Origin of the sequence: Rhodanobacter thiooxydans LCS2, from assembly GCF_000264375.1 — a bacterium.
GTDB lineage: Bacteria > Pseudomonadota > Gammaproteobacteria > Xanthomonadales > Rhodanobacteraceae > Rhodanobacter > Rhodanobacter thiooxydans.
Window position 1 is genome coordinate 1 of sequence record NZ_AJXW01000113.1, and the last position, 15,990, is coordinate 15,990.

Annotated in this window: 17 protein-coding genes; 1 reads left to right on the plus strand and 16 read right to left on the minus strand. The window is 65.9% G+C overall.

Annotated features, from left to right (window positions below; all coding sequences use genetic code 11):
* Nucleotides 1-536, minus strand: a 536-nt coding sequence (gene hemC, locus UUA_RS17755; protein ID WP_008439431.1) for a hydroxymethylbilane synthase, incomplete at its 3' end; no start/stop codon positions are given.
* A gap of 123 nt (nt 537-659) precedes the next feature.
* On the opposite strand from hemC, the gene UUA_RS17760 reads away from it, so the two are divergent.
* Nucleotides 660-1,415: a Bax inhibitor-1/YccA family protein gene (locus UUA_RS17760; RefSeq protein WP_008439432.1), complete on the plus strand. Its 756-nt coding sequence runs from the start codon at nt 660-662 to the stop codon at nt 1,413-1,415.
* 109 nt (nt 1,416-1,524) lie between these two features.
* Here UUA_RS17760 and tkt read toward each other — a convergent pair whose 3' ends face one another.
* The 15 genes from tkt to UUA_RS17830 form a co-directional block, all read right to left on the minus strand.
* Nucleotides 1,525-3,573, minus strand: coding sequence for a transketolase (gene tkt / locus UUA_RS17765; protein ID WP_008439433.1), 2,049 nt, complete (start codon nt 3,571-3,573; stop codon nt 1,525-1,527).
* 117 nt (nt 3,574-3,690) lie between these two features.
* On the minus strand, nt 3,691-5,337 hold the full coding sequence (gene pgm / locus UUA_RS17770; RefSeq protein ID WP_008439438.1) for a phosphoglucomutase (alpha-D-glucose-1,6-bisphosphate-dependent): 1,647 nt from the start codon (nt 5,335-5,337) through the stop codon (nt 3,691-3,693).
* 121 nt (nt 5,338-5,458) lie between these two features.
* Nucleotides 5,459-7,111 carry a glucose-6-phosphate isomerase gene (gene pgi, locus UUA_RS17775; RefSeq protein WP_008439440.1) on the minus strand — a complete coding sequence of 551 codons (1,653 nt, stop codon included), beginning with the start codon at nt 7,109-7,111 and terminating at the stop codon, nt 5,459-5,461.
* Nucleotides 7,108-8,202: a transaldolase gene (gene tal / locus UUA_RS17780; RefSeq protein ID WP_039954457.1), complete on the minus strand. Its 1,095-nt coding sequence runs from the start codon at nt 8,200-8,202 to the stop codon at nt 7,108-7,110. Before tal ends, pgi begins: the two co-directional genes overlap by 4 nt.
* Nucleotides 8,203-8,240: 38 nt before the next feature.
* Nucleotides 8,241-8,957 carry an HAD family hydrolase gene (locus UUA_RS17785; protein ID WP_008439442.1) on the minus strand — a complete coding sequence of 239 codons (717 nt, stop codon included), beginning with the start codon at nt 8,955-8,957 and terminating at the stop codon, nt 8,241-8,243.
* Nucleotides 8,951-10,354 (minus strand): glucose-6-phosphate dehydrogenase, encoded by a 1,404-nt coding sequence (gene zwf, locus UUA_RS17790; protein WP_008439443.1) that lies wholly within the window; start codon nt 10,352-10,354, stop codon nt 8,951-8,953. Before zwf ends, UUA_RS17785 begins: the two co-directional genes overlap by 7 nt.
* 149 nt (nt 10,355-10,503) lie before the next feature.
* Nucleotides 10,504-11,130: a GNAT family N-acetyltransferase gene (locus tag UUA_RS17795; RefSeq protein WP_008439444.1), complete on the minus strand. Its 627-nt coding sequence runs from the start codon at nt 11,128-11,130 to the stop codon at nt 10,504-10,506.
* Nucleotides 11,127-11,513, minus strand: a complete 387-nt coding sequence (locus UUA_RS17800; RefSeq protein ID WP_039954459.1) for a cupin domain-containing protein — start codon at nt 11,511-11,513, stop codon at nt 11,127-11,129. Before UUA_RS17800 ends, UUA_RS17795 begins: the two co-directional genes overlap by 4 nt.
* Nucleotides 11,514-11,661: 148 nt before the next feature.
* Nucleotides 11,662-12,006 carry a GNAT family N-acetyltransferase gene (locus UUA_RS17805; RefSeq protein ID WP_235605910.1) on the minus strand — a complete coding sequence of 115 codons (345 nt, stop codon included), beginning with the start codon at nt 12,004-12,006 and terminating at the stop codon, nt 11,662-11,664.
* Nucleotides 12,007-12,076: 70 nt separating this feature from the next.
* Nucleotides 12,077-12,697, minus strand: coding sequence for an SRPBCC family protein (locus UUA_RS20335; protein ID WP_081491599.1), 621 nt, complete (start codon nt 12,695-12,697; stop codon nt 12,077-12,079).
* Nucleotides 12,698-12,756: 59 nt separating this feature from the next.
* A complete protein-coding gene (locus tag UUA_RS17810; protein ID WP_008439452.1) occupies nt 12,757-13,188 on the minus strand; it encodes a GNAT family N-acetyltransferase in 432 nt (143 codons plus the stop codon).
* Nucleotides 13,185-13,796 (minus strand): helix-turn-helix domain-containing protein, encoded by a 612-nt coding sequence (locus UUA_RS20340; RefSeq protein ID WP_155943284.1) that lies wholly within the window; start codon nt 13,794-13,796, stop codon nt 13,185-13,187. The genes UUA_RS17810 and UUA_RS20340 overlap by 4 nt, the downstream gene beginning before the upstream one ends.
* Nucleotides 13,797-13,851: 55 nt before the next feature.
* A complete protein-coding gene (locus UUA_RS17815) occupies nt 13,852-14,307 on the minus strand; it encodes a hypothetical protein (protein WP_039954461.1) in 456 nt (151 codons plus the stop codon).
* 64 nt (nt 14,308-14,371) lie between these two features.
* Nucleotides 14,372-14,836 (minus strand): hypothetical protein, encoded by a 465-nt coding sequence (locus UUA_RS19510; protein WP_153022952.1) that lies wholly within the window; start codon nt 14,834-14,836, stop codon nt 14,372-14,374.
* An 865-nt stretch (nt 14,837-15,701) separates the two neighbouring features.
* On the minus strand, nt 15,702-15,990 hold a 289-nt coding region (locus tag UUA_RS17830; RefSeq protein ID WP_238533051.1), incomplete at its 5' end, for an Imm32 family immunity protein.

Genomic DNA, 15,990 nt, shown 5'->3' on the forward strand with positions numbered 1-15,990 from the left:
ATAAGAGACAGTTCCAGCCCCGCGCAGGCCAGCACGATCGCGTCGTAGGCGCCGGCATCGAGCTTGGCCAGCCGCGTGCCCACGTTGCCGCGCAGGTCGAGCAGCACCAGATCCGGCCGCAGCGCGCGCAACTGCGCCTGCCGGCGCAGCGACGAAGTACCCACGCGCGCACCGTGCGGCAGCGCGGCGAGGTCGGCGTAATGGTTGCTGACGAACGCGTCGGCGGCGTCCGCGCGCGGCAGCATCGCCGGCAGCACGAAACCCGGTTCCAGCTGCGCCGGCACGTCCTTCAGCGAATGCACGGCGAGGTCGGCGCGGCCTTCCAGCATCGCCACCTCCAGCTCCTTCAGGAACAGCCCCTTGCCGCCGATGGTGGCCAGCGGCTGGTCGAGGATCTCGTCGCCGCGGGTGGACAAGGGCACCAGTTCCACCGCCAGCCCGGGATGCGTGACGCGCAGCCGCGCCGCGACGTGCTCGGCCTGCCACAGCGCGAGCGCGCTCTTGCGGGTGGCGATGCGCAGGGTGGAAGGGTTCATCGGGGCTCCGCGGCGTTCGACAGGCCCTCATTGTCGCGTAGTTTGCGCAAGGCAGCGTAACGGCAGATTGGCGCAGGACGGCGGCAAAGCCGCAACGATGAGGGCAAACCACGGGAGCAGATCATGCAAAGCGGCAATCCGGCGCTCAACAAGAACACCTTCCTCGACGCGGCTAGCGGCGCCGTCTTTACGCGTGGCGACGAGGCGATGACGATCAACGGCACGGTCAACAAGACCGGCCTGCTGCTGATCCTGGTGCTGGTCGGCGCGATGGTCAGCTGGAGCCGGTTCGCCGGCCCGGACAGCCTGCCGACGATGATGCCGCTGGTGCTCGGCGGCGCCATCGGTGGTCTGGTGCTGGGCCTGGTCACCGTGTTCAAGAAGACCTGGGCGCCGTTCACCGCGCCGCTGTACGCGGTGGCCGAAGGCCTGTTCATCGGTGCGCTGTCGGCGATCTTCGAGATGCGCTACCCCGGTATCGTGATGCAGGCGGTGGGGCTGACCTTCGGCACCATGGCCGCGCTGCTGCTGGCCTACCGCAGCGGGCTGATCCGCGCCACCGAGAAGTTCAAGCTCGGCATCGTCGCCGCCACCGGCGGCATCTTCCTGTTGTACCTGGCCAACTTCGCGATGGGCTTCTTCGGCCACTCGATCGGCTTCATCAACGGCAGCAGCGGCATCGGCATCGCGTTCAGCGCGGTGGTGGTGGTGATCGCCGCGCTCAACCTGATCCTCGACTTCGACCTGATCGAGACCGGCGCCCAGCAGGGCGCGCCGAAGTACATGGAGTGGTACGGCGCGTTTGCGCTGGTGGTCACCCTGGTCTGGCTGTACCTGGAACTGCTGCGCCTGCTGTCGAAACTGCAGTCGCGCAATTGAGCGATCGCGAAGGTTGTTGTAGGAGCGCACTCTGTGCGCGATGCCTTTCGTCACGTGACGAAGAGCATCGCGCACAGAGTGCGCTCCTACACGTTTCGTGCGGGCAACCTTACGGGTTCAGCACCTTCGTCGCCCGCGCCACCACGTTGTCCACCGTGAAGCCGAACTCGCGCAGCAGCACCTCGGCCGGGGCGGAGGCGCCGAAGTGGTCGATGCCGAGCATATCGCCGTGCGGGCCGACGTAGCGGTGCCAGCCCTGCGAGGTGCCCAGTTCCACCGCCAGCCGCGCCGGGACATCGGGCGGCAGCACGCTGTCGCGATAGGCCTGCGGCTGGGCGTCGAACAGTTCCCAGCTCGGCATCGACACGCAGCGCACGGCGATGCCGTCGGCCTGCAGTTTTTCGGCGGCTTCGACGATCAGTCCCACCTCGGAGCCGCTGGCGATCAGGATCAGCGCGGGCTTGCCGTCCGGCGCGTCGTGGAGCACGTACGCGCCGCGGCGCAGGCCGTCGGCGCTGGCGTAGCGGCTGCGGTCCAGCGTGGGCACGTTCTGCCGGGTCAGCGCCAGCAGCACCGGCCGCCGCTTGGTTTCCAGCGCCACCTTCCAGGCCACCGCGGTCTCGTTCGCGTCGGCGGGGCGGATCACGTTGAGGTTGGGGATTGCGCGCAGGCTGGCCAGCTGTTCCACCGGCTGGTGGGTGGGGCCGTCCTCGCCCAGCGCCACGCTGTCGTGGGTGAACACGTGCACCACATGCGCGCCCATCAGCGCCGCCAGGCGGATCGCCGGGCGCATGTAATCGGAGAAGATCAGGAAGGTCGCGCCGTAGGGGATGAAGCCGCCGTGCACGGCCAGGCCGTTCGTGATCGCGCCCATCGCGTGCTCGCGTACGCCGAAGTGCAGGTTGCGGCCAGCGTAGCTCCAGCCGCCACCGTCGGATCCCTGGCCGTCTTCGCCCCGCAGCAGGGGCGGATTGAAGTCGCCCAGATCCTTCAGCGCGGTGTGGGTGGACGGATCGAGATCGGCCGAGCCGCCGCACAATGCGGGCAGTTTCGGTGCGATCGCGTTCATTACCTTGCCGCCGGCGACGCGGGTGGCCAGGCCCTTGGCATCGGTGGGAAACACCGGGATGTCCGCGTCCCAGCCGACCGGCAGCGCGCCATCCAGGCGACCCTGCAGTTCGCGCGCCAGCTCCGGAAACGCATGGGTATAGGCGTCCATACGGCTGTTCCAGGCGCGTTCGGCCTCCGCGCCCCGGTCCAGCGCTTCACGCAGGTGCTTGAGCGCCGGCGTCGGCAGCAGGAAGTCCGGTGCGACCGGCCAGCCCAGCTTCTCCTTCGTCTTCCTGACGTCCTCCACACCCAGCGGCGAGCCGTGCGCCTTGAACGTGTCCTGCTCGGGCGAGCCGTAGCCGAGGTGCGTGTGCACCAGGATCAAGGAAGGCCGGGTGGTGTCCGCGCGGGCCGCGTCGAGCGCGGCGTCGATCGCCGTCAGGTCGTTGCCGTCGGCCACGTGGATGACCTGCCAGCCGTAGGCCTCGAAGCGCTTGCCGCGATCCTCTGAGAAGGTGATGTCGGTACCGGCGGCGAGGGTAACGTAGTTGTCGTCGTACAGGCACACCAGCTTGCCGAGCTGCAGGTGCCCGGCCAGCGAGGCGGCCTCGCTGGCCACGCCTTCCATCAGGTCGCCATCGCTGACGATGGCCCAGGTGCGATGGTCGATCACCGTGTTACCGTCGCGGTTGTAGCGTGCGGCCAGGTGCGCCTCGCCGATCGCCATGCCCACCGCATTGCCCAGCCCCTGGCCGAGCGGGCCGGTGGTGATCTCCACGCCCGGCGTGTGGCCGTACTCGGGATGCCCCGGCGTTCTGCCGCCCCACTGGCGGAACTGCTTCAAGTCGTCCAGCGTGAGGTCGTAGCCGGTGGCGAACAGCAGGCTGTACAGCAGCGCCGAGCCGTGGCCGGCGGACAACACGAAGCGGTCGCGGTCGGGCCAGTGCGGATTGGCCGGGTTGTGCTTCAGCTGGTGCGTCCACAGCGCGTACGCCATCGGCGCGGCACCCAGCGGCAGGCCGGGGTGGCCGCTGTTCGCGTGCTGCACCATGTCCACCGACAGAAAGCGCAGCAGGTCGATGCATGGCTGGTCGAGGTCGTGGGACATGGCGTTCTCCAGTGTGAGGGAATGTTTCGTAGGAGCCCGCTCGCGGGCGATGCTCTTTGTCGGGATTTCCAAGGGCCAGGAGCATCGCCCGCGAGCGGGCTCCTACCATGGCGAAGGTCAGGCCAGCGCGGCATCGACGATGCCCTGGGCCTCCTTCAGCAGTGCCTGCAGGTGTTCCTCGCTCTTGAAGCTTTCGGCGTAGACCTTGTAGATCGCCTCGGTGCCGGACGGCCGCGCGGCGAACCAGCCGCTGGCGGTGATCGCCTTGATGCCGCCGATCGCGGCGCCGTTGCCGGGCGCCTTGTCCAGCACCTGCTCGATGGTCTCGCCGGCCAGCCGGTCGCTCTTCAACTGGTCGGGCGACAGTTTCGCCAGCTTCGCCTTCTGCGCCGGCGTGGCCGCGGCGTCGACGCGGCTGGCGAACGGCTTGCCGAGTTCGTTCGTCAGCCGTGCATACAGCTCGCCCGGGTCCTTGCCTTCGCGTGCGGTGATCTCGGCCGACAGCAGCGCGGGCACCAGGCCATCCTTGTCGGTGACCCACGCGGTACCGTCGCGGCGCAGCAGCGAGGCGCCGGCGCTCTCTTCGCAGCCGAAGCCGAGCGAGCCATCGAACAGGCCGGGCGCGAACCACTTGAAGCCGACCGGCACTTCGTAGAGCTTGCGCTGCAGTCGCTTCGCCACGCGGTCGAGCAGCGCGGTGCTGACCACGGTCTTGCCCACCGCCGCGTGCGCGCCCCACTGCGGCCGATGGCGGAACAGGTAGTCGACCAGCACCGACAGGTAGTGGTTCGGCTCCATCAGCCCGCTGCTGCGGGTGACGATGCCGTGGCGGTCGTGGTCGGTGTCGCAGGCGAACGCCACGTCGTAGCGGTCCTTCAACCCGATCAGCCGCTGCATCGCGTATTTCGACGAGGGGTCCATGCGGATCTTGCCGTCCCAGTCCACGCTCATGAAGGCGAACTGCGGGTCCACTGCCTCGCTGACTACGGTGAGGTCGAGCTTGTAGCGCTCGGCGATCGGCGCCCAGTAGTGCACGCCGGCGCCGCCCAGTGGGTCCACGCCCATGTGCACGCCGGCGCCGCGGATCACGTCGAAGTCGACGATGTTCGCCAGATCGGCGATGTAGTTGTTGAGATAGTCGTGTTCATGCGTGGTGGCCGCCTTGCGCGCCTGCGCGTACGGCATCCGCCGCACGTCCTTCAGGCCGCCTTCGAGCAGGGCATTGGCGCGGTTCTCCACCCACTTGGTGATGTCGCTGTCGGCCGGGCCGCCGTTCGTCGGGTTGTACTTGAAGCCGCCGTTGTCCGGCGGGTTGTGCGAGGGCGTGATCACGATGCCGTCGGCGAGGCCGCTGCTGCGTCCCTTGTTATAGACCAGGATCGCGTGCGACACCGCCGGCGTCGGCGTGTACTCGCCGACGCTGGAAATCATCACCTGCACGCCGTTCGCCGCCAGCACCTCCAGCGCGTTCTCGAACGCGGGCTGCGACAGCGCGTGGGTGTCGGCGCCGATGAACAGCGGGCCGTCGATGCCCTTGCCCTTGCGGTACTCGCAGATCGCCTGGCTGATCGCCAGAATGTGCGCCTCGTTGAAGCTGCGCTCGAACGAGTTGCCGCGATGGCCGGAGGTGCCGAAGGCCACCCGCTGCGCGGGCACCGACGGGTCGGGTTTCAGGTCCGCGTAGGCGGCCAGCAGTTTCGGCACGTCGACCAGGATGGATTGCGGCGCCGGTTTGCCGGCGAGAGGGCTGATCTTCTGGCTCATGGGTTCTCGAAGGATTGTCGGTGAACGTGCGGATGCCTGTAGGAGCGCACTTGTGCGCGATGCTCTTGGGCTTCCCGATGAAAGGCATCGCGCACAAGTGCGCTCCTACAAGAAGGCCGCGTCAGGTATGGCCGTCACGCAACGCGCGGTAGCGGCGGATCAGGGCGTTGGTGGAACTGTCGTGGGCAAGTTTCGGCTCGTCCTTCGCAGTCAGCTCGGCGATGGTGGTCTTGGCCAGCTGCTTGCCCAGTTCCACACCCCACTGGTCGAACGAGTCGATGTCCCAGATCACGCCCTGCACGAACACGCTGTGCTCGTACAGTGCGATCAGGGTGCCGAGCACGCGCGGCGTCAGTCGCTGCGCGAGGATCGTGCTGCTGGGACGGTTGCCGGGGAAGGTGCGGTGCGGGGCCAGCGCCGCATCGGTGCCGGCGGCACGCACTTCCTCGGCGGTTTTGCCGAACGCCAGCGCCTCGCCCTGGGCGATCAGGTTCGCCAGCAGCAGGTCGTGCTGGTCGCCGCCGCCTTGTACGGGCAAGGGGTTCAGGCTCTGGCCGAAGCCGATGAAGTCGCACGGCACGATGCGCGTGCCCTGGTGCAGCAGCTGGTAGAACGAGTGCTGGCCGTTGGTGCCCGGCTCGCCCCAGTAGATCGGCCCGGTGGCGTAGTCCACCGCCGCGCCGCCGCGGGTGACGCGTTTGCCGTTGCTCTCCATGGTCAGCTGCTGCAGGTAGGCCGGGAAGCGCTTCAAGTACTGCTCGTACGGCAGCACCGCGACGCTGGCGGCATCGAGGAAGTTGTTGTTCCACACCGCCAGCAGGCCCATCAGTGCCGGCAGGTTGCGCTCCAGCGGCGCATGCCGGAAATGCTCATCCATCGCGTGGAAGCCGGCCAGCATCGCGTGGAAATGCTCCGGGCCGATGGCCAGCATGGTGGACAGGCCGATCGCCGAGTCCATCGAATAGCGCCCGCCCACCCAGTCCCAGAAACCGAACATGTTGGCGGTGTCGATACCGAACTTAGCGACTTCGGCGGCGTTGGTGGAGACGGCGACGAAATGCTTCGCCACCGCGCGCTCGTCGCCCAGTGCGGCCACGCTCCAGGCGCGCGCGGCATGCGCGTTGGCCAGGGTCTCCAGTGTGGTGAAGGTTTTCGAGCAGACGATGAACAGCGTCTCGGCGGCGTCCAGGCCGTGCACCGCCTCGGCGAAGTCGGTGCCGTCCACGTTGGAGACGAAGCGGAACGTCATGTCGCGGCGGCTGTACGCGCGCAGCGCTTCGTACGCCATCACCGGGCCGAGGTCCGAGCCGCCGATGCCAATGCTGACCACGTTGCGGATGCGCTTGCCGCCGTGGCCCAGCCACGCGCCGCTGCGCACCTGCTCGGCAAACGCGGCCATGCGGTCGAGCACCGCGTGCACGTCCGCCACCACGTCGTGGCCGTCGACCAGGATCTTCTCCCCCGCTGGAGCGCGCAGCGCCACATGCAGCACCGCGCGGTGCTCGGTGGTGTTTATGCGCTCGCCGCGGAACATCGCCTCGATCCGCTGCGGCAGGCCGCGCGCCGTCGCCAGTTCGCGCAGCAGGCCCAGTGCATCGGCGTCCACGCGCTGCTTGGAGTAATCGAGGTACAGGCCGACGTCTTCCAGCACGAAGCGCTCGCCACGCTGCGGGTCGGCGGCGAACCACTCGCGCAGGTGCCGCTGGCCGATCGCGTAGGCATGCCGTTGCAACGCCTGCCACTGGGGCAGGCGGGTCAGTCGTGGTTCGCTCATGGCAGCTCGGATTCCTTGTCCAGCACGCTGGCCTTGTCGGCGATCCGCTGCAGCAGCTGCTGCCACGATGTCACGAACGCCGCCGCGCCGTCCTGCTGCAGCTTCAGCGCCAGCGCGTCGATGTCCACGCCGGCCTTGGCGATTTGCGCCAGCACCGCGTCCGCGTCGCCGCCGTCGTCGGACAGCACGCCGTGCAGCTGGCCGTGGTCGGCGAACGCGTGCAGGGTCTTCTCCGGCACCGTGTTGATGGTGTCCGGCGCGGCCAGCGCGCTGATGTACAGGGTGTCCGGCGCAGAGGGGTCCTTGGTACCGGTGCTGGCCCACAGCAGGCGCTGGGTCTGCGCGCCGGCGGCGGCGAGTTTCTGCCAGCGCTTGGAGGCCAGCAGCTCGCGGTAGCTGCGGTAGGTCTGCTGGGCCACCGCGATGCCCAGCTTGTTGTGCAAGGCCTCCGGCAGCTGCTTGTTGGCGGCCACGTCCCAGCGGCTGACGAACAGCGAGGCGACCGAGCCGACGCGCGGGTCCAGCCCGGCGGCCAGGCGTCGCTCGATGCCGCGCAGGTACGCCTCGGCCACGGCCTGGTACTGCGCGCAGGAAAACAGCAGGGTCACGTTGATCGGAATGCCGAGGAAGATCGCCTCCTCGATCGCCGGCACGCCTTCGGGGGTACCGGGAATCTTTACGAACAGGTTCTCGCGGTGGGCCAGGTGCTGGATGTGGCGCGCCGCGGCGATCGAGCCGGCGGTATCGGCGGCCAGCAGCGGCGAGACCTCCATCGAGACCCAGCCGTCGACCTGGCCGGTGGCGTCGAACACCGGGCGGAACAGGTCGGCGGCGCGGCGCAGGTCCTCCAGCGCCAGCTCGGTGAACAGCGTCTCGCCGGACAGCCCGGCCAGCGCCTTGGCGTGGATGCCGGCGTCGTAGGCGTCGCCGTTGCCGATCGCCGCGTCGAAGATGCTGGGGTTCGAGGTCAGTCCGGTGATCGAGTCCTCGGCGACGTAGTGCGCCAGCGTGCCGTCGTCGAGCAGGCTGCGAGTGATGTTGTCCAGCCACAGGCTTTGGCCGAGGTCGTGCAATTGGCGGGTTGCTTTCATGCTTGCTCCGTGTTTCCGGTTCGATCGATGCGGTAGGTTCACTCTGCCGGCAGGCTGATCGCGGGCGCGCTCGGCAGGAAGTCTTCAAGCTTACGCCGGCGCAGATCGCCGATGCACGCAATCGCGACGTCCGGCGCCGGTTCGATGGTTTCCTCGGCGCTGGCGGCCGCGTAGTGACCCTGGCGCACGAACACGGTGGTGAGCTTGCGGCCCAGGTGCTGCTTCATCGCGGCCAGGACCTGCGGCTTGTCGTCCACCATCACGTAGTGCGCGGCGGGGTAGCGTTGCTGCATCGCCACCAGCATCTGCTGCTTGTGCACGTAGACCAGCACCTCGCCGCGCAGCGCGGCCCACAGCCCGGCGCGCTGGATCTTGCGCGGCTGGAACACCACGTCGCCGTCGGACAGGATCGCGGTGGGCCCCAGCGTGCGCAGGTGCGTCACCGTCTCCAGCGCATGTGGGTACAGGCGGTCGGCGAACGGATACTCCAGCAGGTAGCCGGACATCTGCAGCAGCGACGGGTCGTTGTCCAGGCCGGTGCGGAAGCGCTGCAGCGCGCCCAGGTAGTCGGCGAAGCCGCACTGCTCGCGCAGCTCCTCATAGATCGTCCAGTAGCGCGCGCGTTCGCCGGCGCCGAAGGCCGCCTCCAGGGTGGCGCCGAGGTCGGCGCCGAAGCGGTCGTTGTCGAGCAGGGTGTTGTCCACGTCGAGCAGGAACACCACCGCGGCGGCTTCGGCGGCAGGGTGGTTCAGCATGGCTTGCCCTCCTCCGCTCGCGGCTCGTGCCAGCCTTCGTCGCCCGCGATGCGGTCGGCTCCGGCCGGGCCCCAGCTGCCCGGCTCGTAGACATCCACCGCGCCTTCGTGGGCCAGCACGCGGTCCACCACCGCCCACGCCGCCTCCACGCATTCGTCGCTGGTGAACAGCGCGTTGTCGCCGCGGATCGCGTCGCCGAGCAGGCGCTCATACGGTGATTTCTCCGGCGCCAGGTCGTGCCGCATGACCAGCTCCACCGGCTCCCCACGCATCTCCTCGCCGGGCTGCTTCACCCGCATGCCCGTGGCGATGATCACCTCCGGGCTGAGCCGGAAGCGGAAATAGTTCGACTGCCCCGCGCCGATCGCGTCGAACACCGACAGCGGTGGCGTCTTCATGTCCACCATCACCTGGGTGGTGGTGATTGGCAGCTTCTTGCCGGCGCGGATGTAGAACGGCACGCCGGCCCAGCGCCAGGTGTCGATGTACAGGCGCAACGCCACGAAGGTCTCCACGTTGGAATCGGCGGCCACGCCGTCGACCTCGCGGTAGCCCTTGAACTGGCCGCGCACCACCCCGGCCGGGTCGAGCGGGCGCATCGCGCGGAACAGTCGCAGCTTCTCCGCGCGCAGCGCTTCCGGGCCGCCGCCGATCGGCGCGTCCATCGCCAGCAGCGAGGTCACCTGCAGCAGGTGGTTCTGCAGCACGTCGCGGATCGCGCCGACGCCCTCGTAGAACGCGCCGCGGCCGTCCACGCCGAACTGCTCGGCCATGGTGATCTGCACGCGGTCCACGTAGCGGTTGTTCCACACCGGCTCCAGCACGGTGTTGGCGAAGCGGAAGTACAGCAGGTTCTGCACCGGCTCCTTGCCCAGGTAGTGGTCGATGCGGAAGATCGCCGACTCCGGGAACACCGCATGCAGCGTGCGGTTGAGCGCCTGCGCCGAGGCCAGGTCGCGGCCGAACGGCTTCTCCACCACGATTCGCGCGTTCTCGGCGCAGCCGGCCTGCTGCAGGTTCTTCGCCACCACGCCGAACAGCTTGGGCGGGATCGCCAGGTAGTGCAGCGGGCGCTGCGCCGTGCCCAGCGCCTGCTTCAGCTTCCGGAACGCGGCCACGTCGTTGTAGTCGCCATCGACGTACTGCAGGCGCGCCGCCAACTGTGCGAAGGCGGCCTCGTCGACCTCGCCGCCGTGCTCCTTCGCTGCCTGCGCCAGGCTGTCGTGCGCGCGTTCGCGCAGCCGCTCGGTGTTCCAGCCCGAGTGCGCCACGCCGATGATCGGCAGGTCCAGCCCGTCGTGCAGCATCATCGCCTGCAATGCCGGAAAGATCTTCTTGTAGGCCAGGTCGCCGGTGGCGCCGAAAAAGACCAGGGCGTCCGAGCGGGGTGTCGGCATGGTGGGGGTGTTCTCCTTGGGACGGGCGGCGTGGGCCCGGCGCGGGTCAGTCGGTGTGCCGCGGCGGCGCTGCGCCATCCTGCCGGACACCGGGTTCGCGTTCCAGCGTGCGCGGCGGCAGGTTAAGTCGATGCATAAGCAGGGCGTTGCTAGCGTGGCCCACCATGCCTGGCGCTGTCCGCCCAGCCATCGGCCAGATCGTCGGGAATCAGCGAGTAGACCACCGCGCGCTCGGGTCGGCCATGGAACAGCACGCGGTTGCGCGCCTCCACCTCGCGCAGCGCACCGAGCTTCTCCGCCACCCGCCGGCTGGCGGCGTTGTGCGGGAGCACCACGATCTCCAGCCGCGTCAGGCCGAGTACGTCGAAGCCCAGCCGGGCAGCTGCGCGGGCGGCGCGCGTGGCCACGCCGCGATTCCTTGCGGCGTCGCACACCCAGTAGCCGAGATTGCCCACGCCGTGGGCGCGGTCGATGCGGTTCACGCCGGTGCCGCCGAGCAGTGCACCGGCCGTATCGAACACGCCCAGCGGAAATTCCGACCCGGCCGCCCAGCTCGCCATGCCGTGTTCGACCCACGCGGCCGCATCCGCCAGCGCGTAGTTGGGGCGGCACCAGGGCAGCCAGTACGACAACGACTCCACCGAGCTGCGTACCGCCCGGTACAGCGGTTCCGCGTCGCCCGGCGCCAGCGGACGGACGACGATGCCGCCCTCCCGCAGCAGGCAGGTCGTGGCAATCCGCTCGACGCCTTGTTGCCCTCCATCGGAGGTGTTCACCGGGCCCGCCCGGCATCGTCGGCGCGGCCGGCCAGGTCCGCTTGCTCCCGCACGACGTCGATGGAGATTTCCACTGCCGGCAGCGTGCCGCGGTTCTCGAGCCAGTGCAGAGTGTGCCGGTCCTCCGGCCAGCCCGCGCCCGGGCCGTAGTCGGTGGCGATGCCGTCGCGATGGTCGGTGATCGTCCCTTGCAGAATATAGACGAGGCCCGGCCGGTCCTGGTGGTCGTGGACGGGGCCGAACACCCCGCCCGGTGCGATGGTGACCTTGCGCATGCGCAGCTGGCGTCCCGCCATGCCCTCGATTTCCGCGCCCAGGTCCATGCTTGCCAACAGCTGGACCGTGACGCCTCGCGTTTCAGGAGCAGTCGTCTCTTTGCTCATGGTGCCTCCGGTGCATGTCGTCGGTCAGCACGCAGCGCGTGCGGCGCGTCCGGATGCAGTCTGACATGCGCTGCACGCCACCGCGCAGGCACCACGCCACGTCAGGAAATTCCCCTCACCGGTAGCCCGAAAGCCCAGGGCGAAAAACTCATGTGCCCGGGTTGACGGGGAGGTTGCCTGAGAAATCGTCAGACGCCAGCTCGCGTAGCCGCCTGGTCATGAAGACACTATTGGGGTCAGCCTTGTAGCTGCCGAAAGGTGGACATGACACGAATCCAGATGATGCGTACAAGCGACGCGCTCCTTCGAAGAAGGCCATTGACCCTGTCTCCAGGCTCAGTCTCGAATAGCCGCGCGCTACTGCCTCTTGAATAATGTGCTGCAGCAGTCGCGAAGCCACACCTTGCCGGAGATGAGACGCGGCAGTGCGCATGGATTTGATCTCGGCGTGCGACTCGGTCAGATGCTTGAGTGCGCCGAACCCGGCCAGCACCGGACCGTCCCAGATGCTCCAAAAGGTAATGCCAGGACCGCGAAGGCCGCCAAGATCGAGCGCATGGCGGCTATCCGCCGGGGCAGTGGGCGCTATGGAGTCCAGATGCTCGCGGAGCAACGCGAGGACCTCGGGACCTTCCAGGTTGTCGATGCGAATGTCCAAGTGCTGTCCCCTGGTGTCCAACGCCTGAGCGGAACCGCCGACAACCCGCCCAGCGGAATGACGGCCGACTGTGGCAAATGGTTAGGCCAGACTGCCGCCATGGGCAGCCTCGGCCAGTTCCTTGAACGTCTGCCCCTCGATGGCGATATACCGCTGCGCAAGAGCGCCGGCGAAAAGCGTAGCGAAGCGGCCAAGAACACCGGCAAAACGCGAAATCGAGCCAGAGCCTGCACCTCGAGCGGCCGGTGGGATCGACCACGTGATTTGCAACCATGGTCAGGCCAGATGATCTGGACCGCCAAGTGAAGCTGTGGCCGGGCTCGATGCAGGTGACTTCCCATGTAGCAGGGCGAACCTTCGGTTGGATAACGTGAAATCGCGTACCGACCGCAAGCGTTGTGTTGCCCAACGGCGCAACTGATGTAACTGTCGGCAACCGCTGCGGCCACGACAACACGTCCGATAGCAATGTCCAGACCAGGTCGGCTGGAGCTTCTATGTCCACACTGGTGGTATAGGCGTGCATGGTGTTGTCCAGCGCCGAATCAAGCCGGCCCGCGAAGCACGGGTGGCTCGAAGGAATTTTCAGACTTCAAGCTTGGTGCGGAAATGAAAGCACTCGATTTCGAACCCCTCACGGAAGTAGAACCGATGTGCCTGCTCCCGGGTGGTGCGCGAAATGAGCTGGATCTCGCTGCAGCCGAGCTCGCGGCCTATGCGCCGGAGCGCAGAGATCAGTTGCGCACCGTGGCCTCGCGAACGCGACTGTCCGTCCGAAACCAGGTCATCAATGTAGAGCAGCCTTCCGCAATAAAGCATGTTCATGACGCGATAGGCAGCTACGGCTCTTACTGCACCTTCATCAGCCAGCGCCAATACCCTCAACCCATCGCTGGCCATGAGGCTGCGAATCATGGGGACGTACCGGCGTTGCTCGAGATGCGGCCGAAGCTGCTGCATGACGGCGAATGTCGCGGCGATCTGCCCATCGGTTTCAGCGTGCTCGATAGTGGTCATGGAGGTCCAGTGAGGTTGCAGAAAAACCCCGCCGATCTTGCTTCAATGCTCCTCACGCAAACAAGGGGTACCGGCATGGCACGATCGGCATATTGACAGCCAGTACAAGCGATGTGGGCGGTTGACGCTCTGCACCAGCCCGGCACCGGCCAGTGCCCGCTTGAAGTCGCCGGCCAGGAACTCAATGCTGCGATCGCTGTGCAACAGCGTGCCGGCCTGCCACGACGAGCGCGCAGCTTGAACAACCGACTACCCCAAAAACGACCAGCTCTGAAAGCTGAGGACTTGCGACGGCGTTGCGCGAAAAGCTGCTGCGGCGACGGAGGACAAGCCAGCGCGAAGCTGGGCGAAACACACCACACGAAGAACCACCACGAGCTACCGACTAATGCTGGAGTTAAGCGGCGCCGGTACGGCGTCCGCTTGGACGAGTAGTTATGCCGGCGACGAAGCGCGGCAGCGATCGCGGGGACATTTGCCGACGACCGTGCATCACCATTCTCGATGCTGGCAAGAGTCGAATACGGGATGGCTGTTTCTTTAGCGAGCCTGGTGCGACTCCAGCCGAGTGCTTCGCGCTTCTGCTTGATGCGATCACCAACAGTCATGTGAGCCCTAACGCTTGAATTAAGCGGCGGCGGAGCCGTCCGCTTGGGTGATTGGTTAGGCGCCAACTACGCGAACAATGGGCGCCTCTTGGGCTGCAACATCAATGATGTGATTGGCACATAGTATTTGGTAGTGCTTGAAAGGTCCGGGATATTCCGTGGAAGCAAAGGTGCCGCGCGCGACGAAATCTAGAAATTTGGATCGAGTGTAGACTCGAAACGCGAAGCCCGCCCACTCCTCATCCTCGTCCCAAGTGCAGAAGGATTCGTTTCGAACCGCATAGCTGATATAAAGCGGCCAATGCAGCTCGAAAGCGCGAGACTGTGCCGTGACGTCGATAGGCACGACCCCTGTAATGGTGCCCGCGCCAACTTGGAGTGTTTCTGGCTCACCCGCCGGCAACCCCTCTTGCACGAGGATGAGCAGACCGTTTTCTTCCGGCTCAGAAATGCTGGACAGAAAAAGGTATTCGCATCCATCAATTTGTTCGACTGGCGATTCAGTTTCCATTGGCGCCTAACGCTGGAGTTAAGCGGCGGCGAAGCCGCCCGCCTTGAACGAATTGTTAGGCGCGCTAGTCATCAAAACCCCACTCAGTAGCCTGTTGCTTCCTAAAGCGAACTCGCCAGATGGCGCCTGGGTCAAATACCGGGTCGTAGGTTAGGGTGTACTCCCCAAGCGTACCCTCGTGCTCAAATATTTCGATTCCCGTAGGGGTGAAACTCTCGGCAGACAAGCAATGCTTGTATGTTTCGTGAACGAAAGTGCCGCTCTCTTTGACCAAGTAACCGAGTGCGGCGGCATTGAGCAACGCGATGCGCTCCCTCACAATAACAATGAGTGCGCAAGACTCCGGAAGTGGATGCTCTACACCGGCGCGAGGCCCAATGTAGATTTTCGCTGCTTGCCCGAGTTCTGGAAGTGCACTTGTCCATCCCTCACATTCTTCATTCCAATCGAGCGTCAATGAGTCTCCATACTGGAAAGGAGGCACATCTATTACCTGCCGAGGTTCTTTCCGGAATAGCCAATCAAACATCGACGAATTCTCCTATGCGCCTAACGCTTGAATTAAGCGGCGGCGAAGCCGTCCGCTTGGATGAGTGGTTAGGTGCCAGCGCGACCACGTGGATCAATGAGCCAGAACCTGCAGTGCGGACAAAAATCTATCGGGTTTAGCGGGATTTGGCCAACAGGAATCAAAACTTTGTTGCAGTTTGGACACCGAAGGCTTGCGAATGCAGCGCCGGGGAACATTGTGGCAGCAAAGACCGCGATGACACCGACGTAGACCAGATATGGGAAGTATGCGACGACACTAAACAGAGGCAATGCTGATGCGGCGAGGGTTGCGGCGATAAGAAAGTAGCGAGGCAAGCGAGAAGCCTTCCGGCTCTCTGCACAACGCCGTGCCCACTCGGCAATGACATCTTGATTCAACGTGGCGCGAGTCTCCATAAGCACCTAACGCTGGAGTTAAGCGGCGGCGTAGCCGTCCGCCTTGAACGAAATGTTAGACGCCACCCTACGACTCGAAGCCAGCAGGAAGCAACCGGGCCTCTGCGATGGTGCAAATACCGTTGCCACCTGATAGCGGGCGCACACCGAGAATTGTGTCTTGATTAGCGAGCTCGGCTTGGATAACGACAACTTGTTGCTCGGAACCGTTCTCAAGCGACTGGATGGCACAGCAAGGAAGACGCATTGAAGCCGCGGCGGAGTCGCCCTGTACGAAGAACACTGCGGAGCCGGAGGCAACGTCGGCTTCAGTAGCAGGGCGGCCGATGACACACGGCGTGCTGCGCCATTCACTTGCTGAGATTGGGCCCCAGAGATCGGTCATAGCTTGCGGCGCCTAACGCTGGAGTTAAGCGGCGGCGAAGCCGTCCGCCTTGAACGACTGGTTAGCCGGCTTGCGCGGACTCACCAACTGCGACAATGAACGCTGGTGAATTTTCGAACTGACGCAAGGTGTCAGATAGATGCATGTGGTCGAAGCTTGAACCCATGTGTTCCATGCTCTCCGCGGCATGGAGCAAAAAGCCAGCGATTTCCCTGAGCTCTGCGGGACTGGCCAATAGCGTCGTCTCGGAAAGCTCCAAGGGGGCCTGCTGCTCCGAGGCTGATGCTAGGTAACCAAAAAGCTTCATGCCAGTGAATCTCCCATGAGGGCTAACGCTAAAGTTAACCGGC